This window comes from Burkholderia arboris (genome assembly GCF_038723655.1).
GTDB classification, from domain to species: Bacteria; Pseudomonadota; Gammaproteobacteria; order Burkholderiales; family Burkholderiaceae; genus Burkholderia; species Burkholderia arboris.
In genome coordinates, this window is record NZ_CP109822.1 from 3,306,954 (window position 1) to 3,323,478 (window position 16,525).

8 protein-coding genes and 1 pseudogene are annotated in these 16,525 nt (G+C 65.9%); 7 read left to right on the forward strand and 2 right to left on the reverse strand.

The features are described from left to right. Positions 1-168 precede the first annotated feature (168 nt). From OHZ10_RS32285 to OHZ10_RS32315, 7 genes and pseudogenes are all read left to right on the forward strand, one after another. Positions 169-8,319, forward strand: a complete 8,151-nt coding sequence (locus OHZ10_RS32285; protein ID WP_342706011.1) for an ESPR-type extended signal peptide-containing protein — start codon at positions 169-171, stop codon at positions 8,317-8,319. A gap of 121 nt (positions 8,320-8,440) precedes the next feature. Beyond that, positions 8,441-9,103, forward strand: a complete 663-nt coding sequence (locus tag OHZ10_RS32290; protein ID WP_342705367.1) for an OmpA family protein — start codon at positions 8,441-8,443, stop codon at positions 9,101-9,103. Positions 9,104-9,495: 392 nt separating this feature from the next. After that, positions 9,496-10,641, forward strand: a complete 1,146-nt coding sequence (locus OHZ10_RS32295; protein WP_174994173.1) for a DUF2827 domain-containing protein — start codon at positions 9,496-9,498, stop codon at positions 10,639-10,641. 14 nt (positions 10,642-10,655) lie between these two features. Next, positions 10,656-11,810: a DUF2827 domain-containing protein gene (locus tag OHZ10_RS32300; RefSeq protein WP_342705368.1), complete on the forward strand. Its 1,155-nt coding sequence runs from the start codon at positions 10,656-10,658 to the stop codon at positions 11,808-11,810. 88 nt (positions 11,811-11,898) lie between these two features. Beyond that, positions 11,899-12,033 (forward strand): annotated as a pseudogene (locus tag OHZ10_RS32305) (DUF4019 domain-containing protein); the annotation flags it as partial. Positions 12,034-12,064: 31 nt separating this feature from the next. Beyond that, positions 12,065-13,201: a DUF2827 family protein gene (locus OHZ10_RS32310; protein ID WP_059239017.1), complete on the forward strand. Its 1,137-nt coding sequence runs from the start codon at positions 12,065-12,067 to the stop codon at positions 13,199-13,201. 24 nt (positions 13,202-13,225) lie between these two features. Next, entirely contained in the window at positions 13,226-15,208 is a 1,983-nt protein-coding gene (locus OHZ10_RS32315; RefSeq protein ID WP_342705369.1) for an FkbM family methyltransferase, read from the forward strand. A 19-nt stretch (positions 15,209-15,227) separates the two neighbouring features. On the opposite strand, the gene OHZ10_RS32320 is transcribed toward OHZ10_RS32315, so the two are convergent. Together OHZ10_RS32320 and OHZ10_RS32325 are read right to left on the reverse strand one after the other, a co-directional pair. After that, the gene (locus OHZ10_RS32320) at positions 15,228-15,644 is read right to left on the reverse strand and encodes a hypothetical protein (protein ID WP_342706012.1); all 417 of its coding nucleotides are present in this window, start codon (positions 15,642-15,644) and stop codon (positions 15,228-15,230) included. A 71-nt stretch (positions 15,645-15,715) separates the two neighbouring features. After that, complete coding sequence (locus OHZ10_RS32325) at positions 15,716-16,519, reverse strand: EAL domain-containing protein (RefSeq protein WP_059239013.1); 804 nt, start codon at positions 16,517-16,519, stop codon at positions 15,716-15,718. Between the last annotated feature and the right edge of the window lie 6 nt (positions 16,520-16,525).

The following is a 16,525-nucleotide window of genomic DNA, read 5'->3' on the forward strand; positions in this document are numbered from 1 at the left end:
TAACCATCTTTTAACTTTCAAAACCCCTTATTTATCACTTTTTATCAATCTATAAAATTCACCTCCAATAAACTCCGCCCATCAATTTTGAGATTCGCGCGAGCGCACGGAGTATTCCTCTAACAAAAGAGACCGGTGTGTGGCGTGCACATTTGGAGGTAGCAGGACATGAACCGCACATACCGCTCGATCTGGAACGAAGCCCTTGGCGCCTGGGTCGCGGCATCTGAACTCGACTCGGCACGGGGCAAGAGCAAACGCTCTGCATCGGTCAAATTGCTCGTCAGCCTGTTGCTGGTTGGCGCTGGGCACGCGGCCTACGCGGGGACCTACTCGTTCAGCGGAGGCAATGGCGGAGCCAATTGTGGCTTCGGCAGCGGTACGGGCCCGGACGGTGTGCGCACCTATGCAGCGGGGAGCAACCCTCAGGACGGCACCGGCGGCTGGTCTTCCGTCGCAGGCTGTAGCGCCAACGGCAACAACCTGTCCGGGGTGACCCTGTTCGGGTCGTTCACGACGGCTTCCGGCGCCGGAGCGGTCGCCATCGGCATGGGTTCAAATGCGGCTCAGTGGGGGCTCGCTGCGGGCCTCCAGGCAACCGCGTCGGGTCAGTCGAGCACCGCGCTTGGCTATAACACGTCAGCAGGCGGTGTCGGATCCGTAGCGCTGGGCGCCAATGCCGCAACGGCAGCCGACGGTTCGATCGCCATCGGCACGGGTGCCAAGACCACGGGCGGCTCTCAGGACATCAACTCGATCGCGATCGGCAATGGCGCGACGAGCTATGGTCAAAGCTTCGCGCTCGGTACGGGCGCATCGGCCGACCAGAACGGCTATCTGCAGCAGAACAGCAGCGTCGCGGTCGGTGCGTTGGCCACGACGTCGAACAACACGACGCGTGCGGTTGCACTCGGCGTCGGCGCAACGGTCGACAATTCGAGCTCGGTGATCGATGCCGGCATGGCGCTGGGCGCCGGCGCAACGGCGGCAGCCAACAGCGCAGTCGCGCTGGGTACGACCGCCAAGGCATACGGAAACAACTCGATTGCACAGGGCACGAACGCCGTCGCTGGGGTCAGCGGCTCGCTGACTACCGCGAACGACATCGCACTCGGCAACGGCGCAACCGCGTCGGGCGGCAGCTCGATCGCGCTGGGTTCGGGCGCCACCTCCACCGTCGCCAATTCGGTCGCAATCGGCTCCGGCGCCACCGCCAGCGGCACCGCATCGGGTACAACCGGCGGTACCGGCAGCGTAAGCAGCACGACGATCGGTAGCCAAACGTTCGGCACCTATGCCGGCGCAAGCTCGTCCGCCGGTATCGTCAGCGTCGGCAAGGTCGGCTCGGAACGCCGTATCCAGAACGTCGCAGCCGGCCTCGTCAGCGCCACCAGCACCGATGCGATCAACGGCAGCCAGCTCTACTCGGTCGCGAGTACGACGACGTCGAGCATCGCAAGCCTGTCGACCTCGGCGTCGACGGGCCTCTCGTCGGCCAACAGCTCGATCGGCTCGCTGTCGACCTCCACGTCGACGGGCCTCTCGTCGGCAACCAGCTCGATCGGCTCGCTGTCCACCGGCCTGAGCTCGACCAACAGCTCGGTCACCTCGCTGTCCACGTCGGCTTCGACGGGTCTGTCGTCGGCCAATAGCTCGGTCAGGTCGCTGTCCACTTCCACGTCGACCGGCCTCTCGTCGGCCACCAGCTCGATCGGCTCGCTGTCCACCGGCCTGAGCTCGACCAACAGCTCGGTCACTTCGCTTTCGACATCGGCTTCGACTGGTTTGTCGTCGGCTAATAGCTCGATCACGTCGCTGTCGACTTCCACGTCGACCGGCCTCTCGTCGGCCACCAGCTCGATCGGCTCGCTGTCCACCGGTTTGAGCTCGACCAACAGCTCGGTCACCTCGCTTTCGACGTCGGCTTCGACCGGTTTGTCGTCGGCTAATAGCTCGATCACTTCGTTGTCGACTTCCACGTCGACCGGCCTCTCGTCGGCCACCAGCTCGATCGGCTCGCTGTCCACCGGCCTGAGCTCGACCAACAGCTCGGTCACCTCGCTTTCGACGTCGGCTTCGACGGGTCTGTCGTCGGCTAATAGCTCGATCACGTCGCTGTCGACTTCCACGTCGACCGGCCTCTCGTCCGCCACCAGCTCGATCGGCTCGCTGTCGACCGGCCTGAGCTCGACCAACAGCTCGGTCACCTCGCTTTCGACGTCGGCTTCGACGGGTCTGTCGTCGGCTAATAGCTCGATCACGTCGCTGTCGACCTCCACGTCGACCGGCCTCTCGTCGGCAACCAGCTCGATCGGCTCGCTGTCCACCGGCCTGAGCTCGACCAACAGCTCGGTCACCTCGCTTTCGACGTCGGCTTCGACCGGTTTGTCGTCGGCTAATAGCTCCATCACGTCGCTGTCGACTTCGACCTCGACGGGTCTGTCGTCCGCGAATAGCTCCATCACGTCGCTGTCGACTTCGACCTCGACGGGTCTGTCGTCCGCGAACAGCTCGATCACGTCGCTGTCGACTTCCACGTCGACCGGCCTCTCGTCGGCCACCAGCTCGATCGGCTCGCTGTCCACCGGCCTGAGCTCGGTCACGACGAAGACGAACAACCTGGGCACGAGCACCGCATCGGCACTCGGCGGCGGCTCCACGTACGACCCGACGACCGGCACGGTCTCCGCGCCGGCATATACGACCTACAACGCGAATGGCACGACGTCGACCGCCAACAGCGTCGGCTCGGCGATCAACAACATCAACAGCCAGGGCATCAAGTACTTCCACGCGAACTCGACCGGCGCCGACAGCACCGCGACCGGCACCGACGCCGTCGCCATCGGCAGCGGTGCTGTCGCCAGCACGAACAACTCCGTCGCGCTCGGTGCCAACTCGAAGACCGCCGCGGCAACCCCCACGAGCAGCGCAACCGTCAACGGAGTGACGTTTGGCGGATTCGCCGGCGCCAATCCGAACGGCACCGTCAGCTTCGGTGATGTCGGCAAGGAACGACAAGGCACCAACCTTGCCGCAGGCCAGGTAACCGCGACCAGCACCGACGCGATCAACGGCAGCCAGCTTTATTCGGTCGCCCAGCAGGTCGGTACCGCGACCAGCGCCATTTCGTCGCTGTCGACCTCGACTTCGACGGGTCTCTCGTCGGCGAATAGCTCGATCACGTCGTTGTCGACCTCGACTTCGACCGGCCTCTCGTCGGCGAATAGCTCGATCACGTCGCTGTCGACTTCCACGTCGACGGGCCTGTCGTCGGCAAACAGCTCAATCACCTCGCTGTCCACGTCGACCTCGACGGGCCTCTCGTCGGCTAACAGCTCGATCACCTCGTTGTCGACTTCGACCTCGACCGGTCTCTCGTCGGCAAATAGCTCGATCACCTCACTGTCGACTTCCACGTCGACGGGCCTGTCGTCGGCAAATAGCTCGATCACCTCGCTGTCCACGTCGACCTCGACGGGCCTCTCGTCGGCTAACAGCTCGATCACGTCGTTGTCGACTTCCACGTCGACCGGCCTGTCGTCGGCCAACAGCTCGATCACGTCCCTGTCGACTTCCACGTCGACCGGCCTGTCGTCGGCAAATAGCTCGATCACGTCGCTGTCGACCTCGACCTCGACGGGTCTGTCGTCGGCTAACAGCTCGATCACCTCGCTGTCGACTTCGACTTCGACCGGCCTGTCGTCGGCTAACAGCTCGATCACCTCGCTGTCGACTTCGACTTCGACCGGCCTGTCGTCGGCTAACAGCTCGATCACCTCGCTGTCGACTTCGACCTCGACAGGTCTGTCGTCGGCAAACAGCTCGATCACGTCGCTGTCGACTTCGACCTCGACCGGCCTGTCGTCGGCTAACAGCTCGATCACCTCGCTGTCGACCTCGACCTCGACCGGTCTGTCGTCGGCTAACAGCTCGATCACCTCGCTGTCGACTTCGACTTCGACCGGCCTGTCGTCGGCTAACAGCTCGATCACGTCGTTGTCGACCTCGACTTCGACCGGCCTCTCGTCGGCGAATAGCTCGATCACGTCCCTGTCGACCTCGACTTCGACGGGTCTGTCGTCGGCAAACAGCTCGATCACGTCCCTGTCGACCTCGACCTCGACCGGTCTGTCGTCGGCTAACAGCTCGATCACCTCGCTGTCGACGTCGACTTCGACCGGCCTGTCGTCGGCTAACAGCTCGATCACGTCGTTGTCGACCTCGACTTCGACGGGTCTGTCGTCGGCCAACAGCTCGATCACCTCGCTGTCGACTTCGACTTCGACCGGCCTCTCGTCGGCGAATAGCTCGATCACGTCGCTGTCGACCTCGACCTCGACGGGTCTGTCGTCGGCTAACAGCTCGATCACGTCGCTGTCGACCTCGACCTCGACGGGTCTGTCGTCGGCTAACAGCTCGATCACCTCGCTGTCGACTTCGACTTCGACCGGCCTGTCGTCGGCTAACAGCTCGATCACCTCGCTGTCGACTTCGACTTCGACCGGCCTGTCGTCGGCTAACAGCTCGATCACCTCGCTGTCGACTTCGACTTCGACCGGCCTGTCGTCGGCTAACAGCTCGATCACCTCGCTGTCGACTTCGACCTCGACAGGTCTGTCGTCGGCAAACAGCTCGATCACGTCGCTGTCGACTTCGACCTCGACCGGCCTGTCGTCGGCTAACAGCTCGATCACCTCGCTGTCGACCTCGACCTCGACCGGTCTGTCGTCGGCTAACAGCTCGATCACCTCGCTGTCGACTTCGACTTCGACCGGCCTGTCGTCGGCTAACAGCTCGATCACGTCGTTGTCGACCTCGACTTCGACCGGCCTCTCGTCGGCGAATAGCTCGATCACGTCCCTGTCGACCTCGACTTCGACGGGTCTGTCGTCGGCAAACAGCTCGATCACGTCCCTGTCGACCTCGACCTCGACCGGTCTGTCGTCGGCTAACAGCTCGATCACCTCGCTGTCGACGTCGACTTCGACCGGCCTGTCGTCGGCTAACAGCTCGATCACGTCGTTGTCGACCTCGACTTCGACGGGTCTGTCGTCGGCCAACAGCTCGATCACCTCGCTGTCGACTTCGACTTCGACCGGCCTCTCGTCGGCGAATAGCTCGATCACGTCGCTGTCGACCTCGACCTCGACGGGTCTGTCGTCGGCTAACAGCTCGATCACGTCGCTGTCGACCTCGACCTCGACGGGTCTGTCGTCGGCTAACAGCTCGATCACCTCGCTGTCGACTTCGACTTCGACCGGCCTGTCGTCGGCTAACAGCTCGATCACCTCGCTGTCGACTTCGACTTCGACCGGCCTGTCGTCGGCTAACAGCTCGATCACCTCGCTGTCGACTTCGACCTCGACAGGTCTGTCGTCGGCAAACAGCTCGATCACGTCGCTGTCGACTTCGACCTCGACCGGCCTGTCGTCGGCTAACAGCTCGATCACCTCGCTGTCCACGTCGACCTCGACGGGTCTGTCGTCGGCAAATAGCTCGATCACGTCGCTGTCCACGTCGACCTCGACGGGTCTGTCGTCGGCAAATAGCTCGATCACCTCGCTGTCCACGTCGACCTCGACGGGTCTGTCCTCGGCGAACAGCTCGATCACCTCGCTGTCCACCTCGACTTCGACGGGTCTGTCCTCGGCCAACAGCTCGATCACGTCCCTGTCGACCTCGACTTCGACCGGCTTGTCGTCGGCAAATAGCTCGATCACCTCGCTGTCGACCTCCACTTCGACGGGTCTGTCGTCGGCCAACAGCTCGATCACGTCGCTGTCGACGTCGACCTCGACCGGCTTGTCGTCGGCCAATAGCTCGATCACGTCCCTGTCGACCTCGACTTCGACCGGCCTCTCGTCGGCAAATAGCTCGATCACCTCGCTGTCGACTTCCACGTCGACCGGCCTGTCGTCGGCCAACAGCTCGATCACCTCGCTGTCCACGTCGACCTCGACGGGTCTGTCGTCGGCAAATAGCTCGATCACGTCGCTGTCGACTTCGACCTCGACGGGCCTGTCGTCGGCAAATAGCTCGATCACGTCGTTGTCCACCTCGACGTCGACCGGCCTCTCGTCGGCAAACAGCTCGATCACCTCGCTGTCGACTTCGACTTCGACCGGCCTGTCGTCGGCCAACAGCTCGATCACCTCGCTGTCGACGTCGACCTCGACCGGCTTGTCGTCGGCCAATAGCTCGATCACGTCGTTGTCCACCTCGACGTCGACCGGCCTCTCGTCGGCCAACAGCTCGATCACGTCGCTGTCGACCTCGACCTCGACTGGCATCACCTCGCTGTCGACCGGTTTGAGCTCGACCAACAGCGCGGTCACGTCGCTGTCGACCTCGACCTCGACCGGCCTCTCGTCGGCCACCAGCTCGATCTCGTCGCTGTCGACCTCGACCTCGACCGGCCTCTCGTCGGCCACCAGCTCGATCTCGTCGCTGTCGACCTCGACCTCGACGGGCCTCTCGTCGGCCACCAGCTCGATCACGTCCCTGTCCACCTCGACATCGACGGGCATCAGCTCGCTGTCCACTGGCCTGAGCAGCACGGACAGCACAATCGTGTCGCTGTCGACCTCGACGTCGACCGGCATCGGCTCGCTGTCCACCGGCCTGAGCAGCACGAACAGCTCGGTGTCGTCGCTGTCCACCTCGACCTCGACCGCGATCAACGCCGCGAAGACGCACTACTACAGCGTCAACGACAACGGCGTGCAGCAAAGCAACTACAACAACGACGGCGCAACGGGCACCAACGCCCTCGCTGCCGGCGTGAACGCCAGCGCAGCGGGCGCCAGCAGCGTGGCAGTCGGCGACGGCTCGAACGCGCAGACGGCAGGCGCGGTCGCAATCGGCCAGAACGCATCGGCAACGGGCGGCAAGGCCGTATCGATCGGCTCCGGCAACACCGCGTCCGGCGACGGTGCAGTCGCGATCGGCGACCCGAGCATCGCGACGGGTACCGGCGCAGTGGCAATGGGCGCAAACGACACGGCGACCGGCAACGGCGCAGTGGCGCTCGGCAACGCGAACACGGCAAACGGCGCCAGCGCGCTCGCCCTCGGCAGCTCGAACCAGGCCACCGCGGACAACACGATCGCACTCGGCAACGGGTCGGTAGCCAGCGCGGCCAACGCACAGGCCTTCGGCTCGGGTGCAACGGCAAGCGGCGCAGGCGCACTGGCCTTCGGGTCGGGCGCAACGGCCAACGTGGCGAACTCCGTCGCGATCGGCATGAACTCGGTCACGGCTCCCGCCGTCGGTACGTCCAGCGCCGTGATCGGCGGCGTGACGTACTTCTTCGCGGGCAGCTCGCCGGTCGGTCCGCTGAGCGTCGGCGCACCGGGCCAGGAACGCCAGATCACGAACGTCGCCGCCGGCCGGATCTCGGCCAGCAGCACGGACGCGATCAACGGCAGCCAGCTGAACGCGACGAACACCGCGATCAACACGCTGTCCACGTCCACCGCGTCGAACGTCGCGTCGCTGTCGACCGGCATCAACTCGCTGTCGACCGGCCTGAGCGCGACGAACAGCTCGGTGTCGTCGCTGTCCACGTCGACGTCGACCGCGATCAACTCGCTGTCGACGGGCCTGAGCACGACGAACAGCAACGTCAACTCGCTGTCGACGTCGACCTCGACGGGCATCGGTTCGCTGTCCACCGGCCTGAGCACGACGAACAGCAACGTGGCCTCGCTGTCGACCGGCGTGACGAACATCAACAACCAGTTGAACCAGTTGTCGACGTCGATCAACAACAACCAGACGCGTGCGGCGAACAACAACGGCATCGCAGCCGACATGAACGGCAAGGGCACCGACGTTCCGACCGTCACCGCCGGCTCGAACTCGGTGGCGATCGGTGCGAATTCGACCAACAGCAACCGCTCGAATGTCGTCTCGGTCGGCAACGACACGGAGCAGCGCCAGATCATCAACGTCGCGCCGGGTACGCAAGGCACCGACGCGGTGAACGTGAACCAGCTGACGCAGGTGCAGACGACGCTGTCGACGGCACTGTCGGGCCAGCAGGCGCAGATCAACTCGCTGGGTTCGCAACTGCAGCAGACCGACCAGATGGCGAAGCAGGGTATCGCGGCCGTCGGCGCGATGGCATCGATCCCGCAGCTCGATCGCGACGCCAACTTCGGGATGGGCGTGGGCACGTCGACCTTCCTCGGCCAGAAGGCCATGGCGGTCAACATGCAGGCGCGCATCACGGAGAACCTGAAGGCGTCGATCAACGGCGGTTTCAGCGGCGGTCAGAAGGTGATCGGCGCCGGCATGCTGTACCAGTGGAAGTAACGCGTCGCGCCGCCCGGCCGTCCGGCTCGCCAGCCGGACGGCCCGCGGCTCCGACAGCAGGACGAGCCCGCCGCGCGCCGCGTGGCGGGCCTCGGTCAACCCAAGCTTTAAGGACGTCACCGTGAACAAACTCGCTCTTGCGCTCGCGCTTTCCGCAACGGCCCTCGCCGCGTGCTCGACCGCATCCGGCCCGACCTTCAGCGCCTCCGAACTGCAGCCGCGCGATGGCGTGCGCACCTTCCAGGTCGACTGCCACGGCCTGCTGTCGGGCCCGCAGACCTGCATGAAGGCCGCCCGCAAGATCTGCGGCGACCAGCCCGTGCGCGCCGTCGACTCGGCCCGCGCGCTGCGCGACAAATCCGATCCCGCGACGCTGGTCTTCCAGTGCGGCGCGGCGCCCGCCGAAGCGGCCTCGGCCGCCGCACCGGCCGCCGCGATCGTCGAACAGGTGAACCTGTCGGGCGACGCGCTGTTCGCCACCGACCACGCGACGCTCACGCCGACCGCGCGCGAATCGCTCGACCGTCTGCTGAGCGAGCGCGCCGACCATACGTACTCTCAAGTGACGGTCACCGGCTTTACGGATTCGGTGGGCAGCGACGACTACAACCTCGCGCTGTCGAAACGCCGCGCCGAGTCCGTCGCCGCGTACCTGAAGGCGCACGGTCTGAAGACTGACTCGATCACGGTTTCAGGCCGCGGCAAGGCCGATCCGGTCGCGTCGAACGACACGCCGGAAGGCCGCGCCAGCAACCGCCGCGTCGAAATCCGGCTGCAGCACTGAGCCACCGGCGGCCGCGCCTGTGGCCGCCCCCTCCGGCAGGCCGCCCGTGCCGCGCCGGAATTCCGCCGGACAACCGGGCGCCGCTTCGCCGGCGCCCGTTCCCGTTGGCCGGCGGCTATGTCAAAGTTCGTCACGTCCTGCCAAAACCGGCGGTTTCCATGCCACAATCGCCGCAGACAGTCGCCGGTGCAGCCTGCCCGGCTCGCGCGCCGTGCCAGGCGTGCCCGGCGACACGCCGGAATCCGGCTGCCGCCCTCGCGAATCACGTCGCCCGATTCGCCCGCCGCGGCGCTCCGGCGCGAATCCAACCATGACAATCCACGGCGCGCCGCTTCCGGGCCAGACGCTCGACGCGATGCCCGGACGCACGACGCCGCAGAGGAAACCAACCGGTGACGGACATCAATGAAGCCGCCGCGGGCGGCACCCGCAAGCAACGGCCGGCGGTCGGCATCTCGCTGTTTGCGCGCGACGGCCAGGCGATCTGGGAAAACGGCATTCACCAGAACATCGCGTTCCTCGCGATGATGCTCAAGCGCTCGGATCGCGTCGGCCCCGTCTATTTCCTGAACGGCGGCGACGCCAACGCGCTGCCGGCCGGCCTCGAACTCGACGGCCTCGACATCCCGCTCGTGAAACCCTCCGATGTCACGCACGAACTCGACGTCGTGATCGAAATGGGCGCGCAATTGCCGGTCGAATGGCTCAGACACATGAAGGCGCTCGGCAAGAAGACCGCCGCGTTCTTCTGCGGGCACGTCTATGCGGGTCTGTGCGAAACGCCGATCTTCGGGAAACCGTCGGGACACGTGTTCAACGGCGCCCCGTTCGACGAAGTATGGCTGCTGCCGCAATACGACAAGACCGCCGCCCCGATGCTGCAAACGATCCTGCGCGCCCCCGTCCACCTGATGCCGCACATCTGGTCGCCGTACTTCCTCGAGCGCCGCGTGGCCGCGCTCGCCGGCGAAGGCGCGACGTTCGGCTATCGGCCGGGCCGCCGTCCGTGGCACCTCGCGATGCTCGAGCCGAATATCTCGGTCGCCAAGTCCTGCCACTACCCGATGCTCGCGTGCGACGAGTTCTACCGCGCGCGGCCGGATGCGGTGCAGCACATGTTCGTGGTCAACTCGATGCACATGAAGGAACATCCGACTTTCGTGCACTTCGCGAACAGCCTCGATCTGGTGCGCCAGCACAAGGCGACGTTCGAGCCGCGCATCGACCTGCCCGGCTTCATGGCGCGTCACGCGGATGCGGTCGTGTCGCACCACTGGGAAAACGGGCAGAACTATCTGTATTACGACGTGCTGTACGGCGGCTATCCGCTGATCCACAACTCGACGCTGCTCGGCGACGCCGGCTATTACTACCCGGACTTCGACTCGGCCGCCGGCGGCCGCGCACTGCTCGAAGCGTGGCTGCATCACGACGAACGCCTCGACGACTACCGCGCGAAAGCGGGCCGGCTGCTGCAGTCGGTCTCGATCGACAACCCCGCGAACCTCGACGCGTTCGTCTCGCGTCTGGTCGCCTGAACCGGAGAATACGCATGTCGGACTCCAATGCCCGTCAAGCGCCCGGCGAGGGCAAGCGTCTCGTCGTCGGCGTGTCGCTGTTCGTCCGCGGCGCCGGCCAGTCGCTGTGGGAAAACGGCATTTTCCAGAACTGCCTGCTGCTGATCCTGCTGCTGCGCCAGTCGCCGCTCGTCGCGGAAGCCGTGATGGTGAACGGCGGCGAGCAGGTCGCCGATCCGCAGATGATGCTCGGCGAGTGGAACGTGCCGCTGCTGTCGATGGACGAAGCGCTGGAACGCTGCGACGTGCTGATCGAAATGAGCGCGCAGTTCGGCGCCGATTACCTGCGCGCCTTCCGCGAACGCGGCGGCAAGGTCGTCACGATGCGGGTCGGCAACGACTACGTGATCGACATCGAACGCGCGATGTTCAACAAACCGTCGGGCTTCCTGTTCTCGGGGGCGCCGTACGATGCGGTGTGGACGATTCCCGAGTTCGAGCGCTCGTGCCTGCACTATTACCAGACCGGCCTGCGCGCGCCCGTCACGATCGTCCCGCACATCTGGCATCCGATGCTGTTCGACAAGGCGCGCGCGACGCTCGGCGCCGGCCTGACGTTCGGTTATCAGCCCGGCAAGCCGCGCTGGCGCGTGACGATGTTCGAGCCGAACATCTGCATGGTGAAGACCAGCATCATCCCGATGCTGGTCACGGAGGAGGCCTACCGAGCGAATCCGGGATTCCTCGAGTTCGTGCGCGTGTGCAACACGATCCACCTGAAGGATCACACGACGTTCATCCACTTCGCGAAGAGCCTCGACATCGTCGAACACGGCATCACGACGTTCGAAAGCCGCTATGCGGTGTACGAGTTCATGGCCGCATACGGCGATGCGGTGGTGTCGCACACGTGGGAGAACGCGCAGAACTACCTGTACTACGAGCTGCTGTACGGCGACTATCCGCTGATCCACAACTCGCCGTTCCTCGGCAAGGCCGGGTATTTCTATCCGGACTTCGACTGCCAGGCAGGCGGCCGTGCGCTGCTGCAGGCGTTCACCGAACACGATGCGAATCTCGACGCGTACCGCGAGCAGTCGAAACACGTGCTCGACTCGGTCAGCATCTACAACTCCGAGAACGTCGCGGCCTACACCGACGCAATCGCCTCCCTCTATCGCGACGCGTGACGCGCAGCCCTCTCCGGATTCGGACATGAACGCCCGCCCGCCCCTCGCCCGCGCCAAATGGCCGATCGGCTGCGCCGTCGCTTCGATCGCGAACGTCGACTACGCGACGACGCTGACGAGCAGCGCCACGGTGTTCGAGAAGCCGAGCTTCCGCCTCGAAGGCGACGGTCGCTGGCGCCTGACGGGCTATGTGTCGCGCCAGTCGCAGAATTTCGCGCAATAACGCGCGCCGCCCACCCCACGGAGCCGATCCGATGAAACTCAATGTCGCGATAACGATGAACGTGCAGCGCGACGCGACGCAGTCGATCTGGTACAACGGCGCGAACCAGCACTGCGTGTACCTGTACATGCTGCTGAAGCAGTCGCCGCTGATCGGGGAAGTCTGGCTCGCGCACGACAACGGCATCACCGAGTATCCGCCGGCGATGATGCTGGACGCGTTCGGCGACGCGCTGCGGCCGCTGTCGGACGTCGTCCACCAGACCGACCTGCTGATCGAGATGAACGCGTTCATCGATCCGTCGCACACGGACGTCGTGCGCCAGCGCGGCGGCAAATGCGTGTCGTACCGCTTCGGCAACGATTACGTGATCGCGGTCGAGACGATCAACTTCGAGAAGAACAACTGGCGGCCGAACCCGCACCGCGTGCAGTTCGACGAAATCTGGACCAACCCGCAGCACATGCACACGTGCGCGGCCTATTTCCAGGCCGTGTATCGTGCACCTGTGATCGAGCTGCCGCACATCTGGTCGCCGTATTTCATCGAGCGCAGCCTCGACGCCGATCCCGAGCTGAAGGCGCGCTTCGGTTACCGCAATCACGGGCCGGCCAAACGCATCGCGTTCTTCGAACCGAACCTGAACGTCGTGAAGAGCGCGATCGTGCCGATGCTCGCCGCGAACGCGTGCTACGTCGAGCACCCTGAGCTCGTCGAGCACGTGTACATGACCAACACGTTCGACAAGAAGGAGAACGTCGCCTTCAAGCATCTCGCGCTCGGGCTCGAGATGGTGCGCGACGGCAAGGCAACCGCCGACGTGCGCGCCCCGTTCATCGCGTGGGCCGCGCATCACACCGACATCGTCGTGTCGCACCACTGGGAAAACGGCCTCAACTACCTGCTGTACGACGCGCTGTACGGCAACTACCCGCTCGTGCACAACTCGCCGTTCCTGCGCGACGTCGGCTATTACTATCCGGACTTCGAGATCTTCGATGCGGCGCGCGCGATCGCGACCGCCGCGCAGACGCACGACGCGCGGCTCGACGACTACGCGGCAGCTGCCCGCCGCTGCCTGCACCAGGTCGACACGCTCGCCGAACACAACGTCCACGCGTATTCCGCGCAGATCCAGCACCTGTTCGCCGACCGCTCGCTTGGCTGACCACCTTCGCACACGCCCCCGCCCATGAATCAGACCGTCCGCAATTTCGTCGTGATCGATTCGATCCACGGCCCGTTCGTCATCAACCGGCATTGCGCACTGCAGGCGGAGGCGCTGATCAAGACAGGCCGGCCGCATATCCAGGGCGAACTCGACACGATCCTGCACGTGATCGATCAATTGCCCGACGGTGCAATCGCAGTGGACGGCGGTGCGAACGCAGGGCTCGTGTGCGTGCCGGTCGCGCACCGGCTGCGCGAGCGCGGCGGCCGCGTCTATGCGTTCGAGCCGCAACGCACGCTGTTCCACGCGCTCGGCGGCACCGTCGCGCTCAACCAGCTCGACAATCTCCATCTGCTGAACATGGGGCTTGCGGCCGCCAACGGCACGATGAAGGTGCCCGACGTCGATTACGGTCAGGATGCCGACTTCGGGCAGGTTTCGCTCGTCGACACGCAAGCGTCGGGCGGCACGCCGACGCCGGTCGTCAGGCTCGATTCGCTCGGCCTGCCGCGGCTGGATTTCCTGAAGCTCGACATCGAAGGGATGGAAATCGACGCGCTGCATGGCGCGCGCCAACTGATCGAAACGCACCTGCCGTGGTGCTGGATCGAATACTGGAAAGTCGGCGAAGCGCCGATCATCGACACGTTCGCCGGTCTGGACTACACGTTCTACCGGATCGACGGGCTGAACATGCTGTGCGTGCCGAACCCGCGCTGGGACCGGCAGCGCCTGCTGATCTCGGGCGAGCCGCTCACCGTCGGATCGACGGCCGAAAACGGCGCAGATGCCGCGGCGGCCGCGCCCGCGGATGCCGACGCGCCGGAAACGAACTGGAACCGCGCGCTCGACCACGAATCGCGCGGCGAGTGGGGACACGCGATCGATCGCTGGCAACGCGCGCGCGGCCGCGGGCTCGACGACGAAGCGATCGCGCTGCAACTGGCGTCATGCTACGGCTTCGCCGGTGCGCCCGAGGCCGGGCTCGCGGCGCTCGACCATTTCGGCGATCCGGCCGCGCTGCCCGATGCAGCGCGCGGGCGCATCGAACTGGCGCGCTCGGCGCTGCTGCTGCGCGCCGGCCGGCGCGACGAAGCCGCGCGCGCCACCATCGCCAGTGAAAACGTGCTGACGGCCGCACAGTTCGGGCTGCCGACAGCGCAGCTCTACCTGGGCCAGCCGTTGCATGGCAAGCGGCTGCTCGTGCTCAGCTACGGCGGCGTCGGCGACCAGCTTCAGTACGCGCGCTACCTGCATGCGCTCGACGCGCTCGGCTGCGCCAGCGTGACCGTCGTCGTGCCCGACGCGCTGACGGGCCTGCTGCGCCAGACGTTCCCGCGCATCGAATTCATCGGCGCGCACGGCGCGTGGGTCGACACGTCGCAGATCGCGCACGACTACTGGTGCTCGTTCCTGATGCTCGCCGCGCAGTTCAGCTACGCGCCGACGCCGGAAGGCGTGCCGGCCGCCTACCTGACGTGCCCGCCCGCGCATGCGGACGCATGGCGCGAGCGCGTGTCGCGCGACGGCCATACGCCCGGCACGCGCCGCATCGGGCTCAACTGGCGCGGGCGCGACGAAAGCGATGCGCGCTTCCATCGCGCGGCCAGCCTGCGCGACTTCGCGCCGCTTGCCCGGATGCACGGCTACGCCGCGTACTGCCTCAACCGCGACCTGTCCGCGCAGTCCGAGCAATCGGACCTGCCGGTCACCTTCCCGCATCAAGCGATCGGCGATTTCAGCGATCTGGCGGGGCTGATGCTTGCAATGGACGCCGTGGTGACCACCTGCACCGCGCACATCCACCTCGCCGGCGCGCTCGGCGTGCCGGCCGTGCTGCTGCTCAGCCCGAAAGCGGACGCACGCTGGGAAACCGGTTCGCGCACCGCGCTCTACCCCGGCATCCGGATCGTGCGCGCCGCGCACGTCGGCCAGTGGGACGATGCGATCGACCGCGCGATGGCGCTCGTGCTCGGCGGTTTCGGCACGGATCGATCGACTTGACGGGCTGCGCGAACAGGCCCTAGACCAGCACCCGGTCGCCGCTTTGCGCGGCGAACACACGGCCGTGCCGCCGCCCCACACGGCCGAGCACGGCGAAACAGCGGGCCGCCAGCCGGCCTGCGCCGCCGGATTGCCTGACGAGACTGTCGGATACGCCGCGCGCGATCGCCGAATCGTCGCCGCACGCGCCGGCGATGACGCCCGCGTAATAGTGCCGGGCCGCCAGTTCGCGGCCGCCCGCGTCGAGCGGATGCATTCGCTGAATGCGGCGCGCGACGGTTTTCAGGCCGTCGAGATAGGCCGCGACGTCGATCGGCGTATCGGTCGATTCGGCGCCCAGCTGCCACAGCATGTCGGCCAGCTCGGCGATCGCGACGAGGTCGCGCGCCTCGGTCGCCTGCGTGCCCGTACCGCCTCCGGCCTTCGTCCCCGCCATGCCCACGCCCCTTTGCGATGCGTCCCGCCACCGGCGCGCATCCCGCGCGCCGCCCCGCCGTTCCCGCGCCATCAGGCTGCGGCCGGCGACCGCCATGTAAAGCGGATGCCCTGCGCCCACGCGACGCCGGCATCCACGATGATCTGCCGGTCGATCTCGCTCTCCACGCCTTCGACGACGACGTGCCGCGCACCTTCATGCGCAAACGCGATCAGCCTGCGAAACTGGTAGCGCCCGATCGCGTTGCGCTTGACCATCGACAGGATCGACCGGTCGAGCTTCACGATGTCGGGATTGCCGACCACCAGATTGTTCAATGCACTGAAACCGACACCGAAATCGTCGATCGCGATCCGGCATCCCGCCTGCCGGAAGCGGTTCACGAACGACCGGCCCGCGACGGGATTCAGCGGCCCCGTCTCCGTGATCTCGACCACCAGCCGCGCCGCGACCGACGGCTCACGCTCGAGCCGCCTGAAAATCGCCAGCCACGCGTCGTCGACGACCGCGCTCACCGCCGCGACGTTGCAACCGAACACGGCCGCCGGATCGGCCCGCAGCGCGTCGATCGTCCGGCTGACCACCAGCCGGTCGAACCACCGCATCAACCCGAGTGCCTCGAGGCGCGGCAGGAACGTCAGCGGCGGCAGCGCCCCGCTCTCGCCCCACCGCAACCGCGCCAGGCATTCCTGGTACAGCACGCCGCCCGACAAGTCGGACCGGCACACGGGCTCGCGCGCGAATCCGAGCCGGCTTTCCACGAAACTGCGTACCGACGCAAGGTCGGGGTGATCGTCGGGCGAGCCGAACACGAGATCGATTTCGTCGCGATTCGCTTCCCGATTCGCCTCCTGGCGAGCTTCGACCGCATTCATCCGGCG

Coding starts and splice junctions, on each gene's coding strand:
- OHZ10_RS32285 (WP_342706011.1), top strand. CDS start 169: ATGAACCGCACATACCGCTCGATCTGGAACGAAGCCCTTGGCGCCTGG.
- OHZ10_RS32300 (WP_342705368.1), top strand. CDS start 10,656: ATGTCGGACTCCAATGCCCGTCAAGCGCCCGGCGAGGGCAAGCGTCTC.
- OHZ10_RS32310 (WP_059239017.1), top strand. CDS start 12,065: ATGAAACTCAATGTCGCGATAACGATGAACGTGCAGCGCGACGCGACG.
- OHZ10_RS32315 (WP_342705369.1), top strand. CDS start 13,226: ATGAATCAGACCGTCCGCAATTTCGTCGTGATCGATTCGATCCACGGC.
- OHZ10_RS32320 (WP_342706012.1), bottom strand. CDS start 15,644: ATGGCGGGGACGAAGGCCGGAGGCGGTACGGGCACGCAGGCGACCGAG.
- OHZ10_RS32325 (WP_059239013.1), bottom strand. CDS start 16,519: ATGAATGCGGTCGAAGCTCGCCAGGAGGCGAATCGGGAAGCGAATCGC.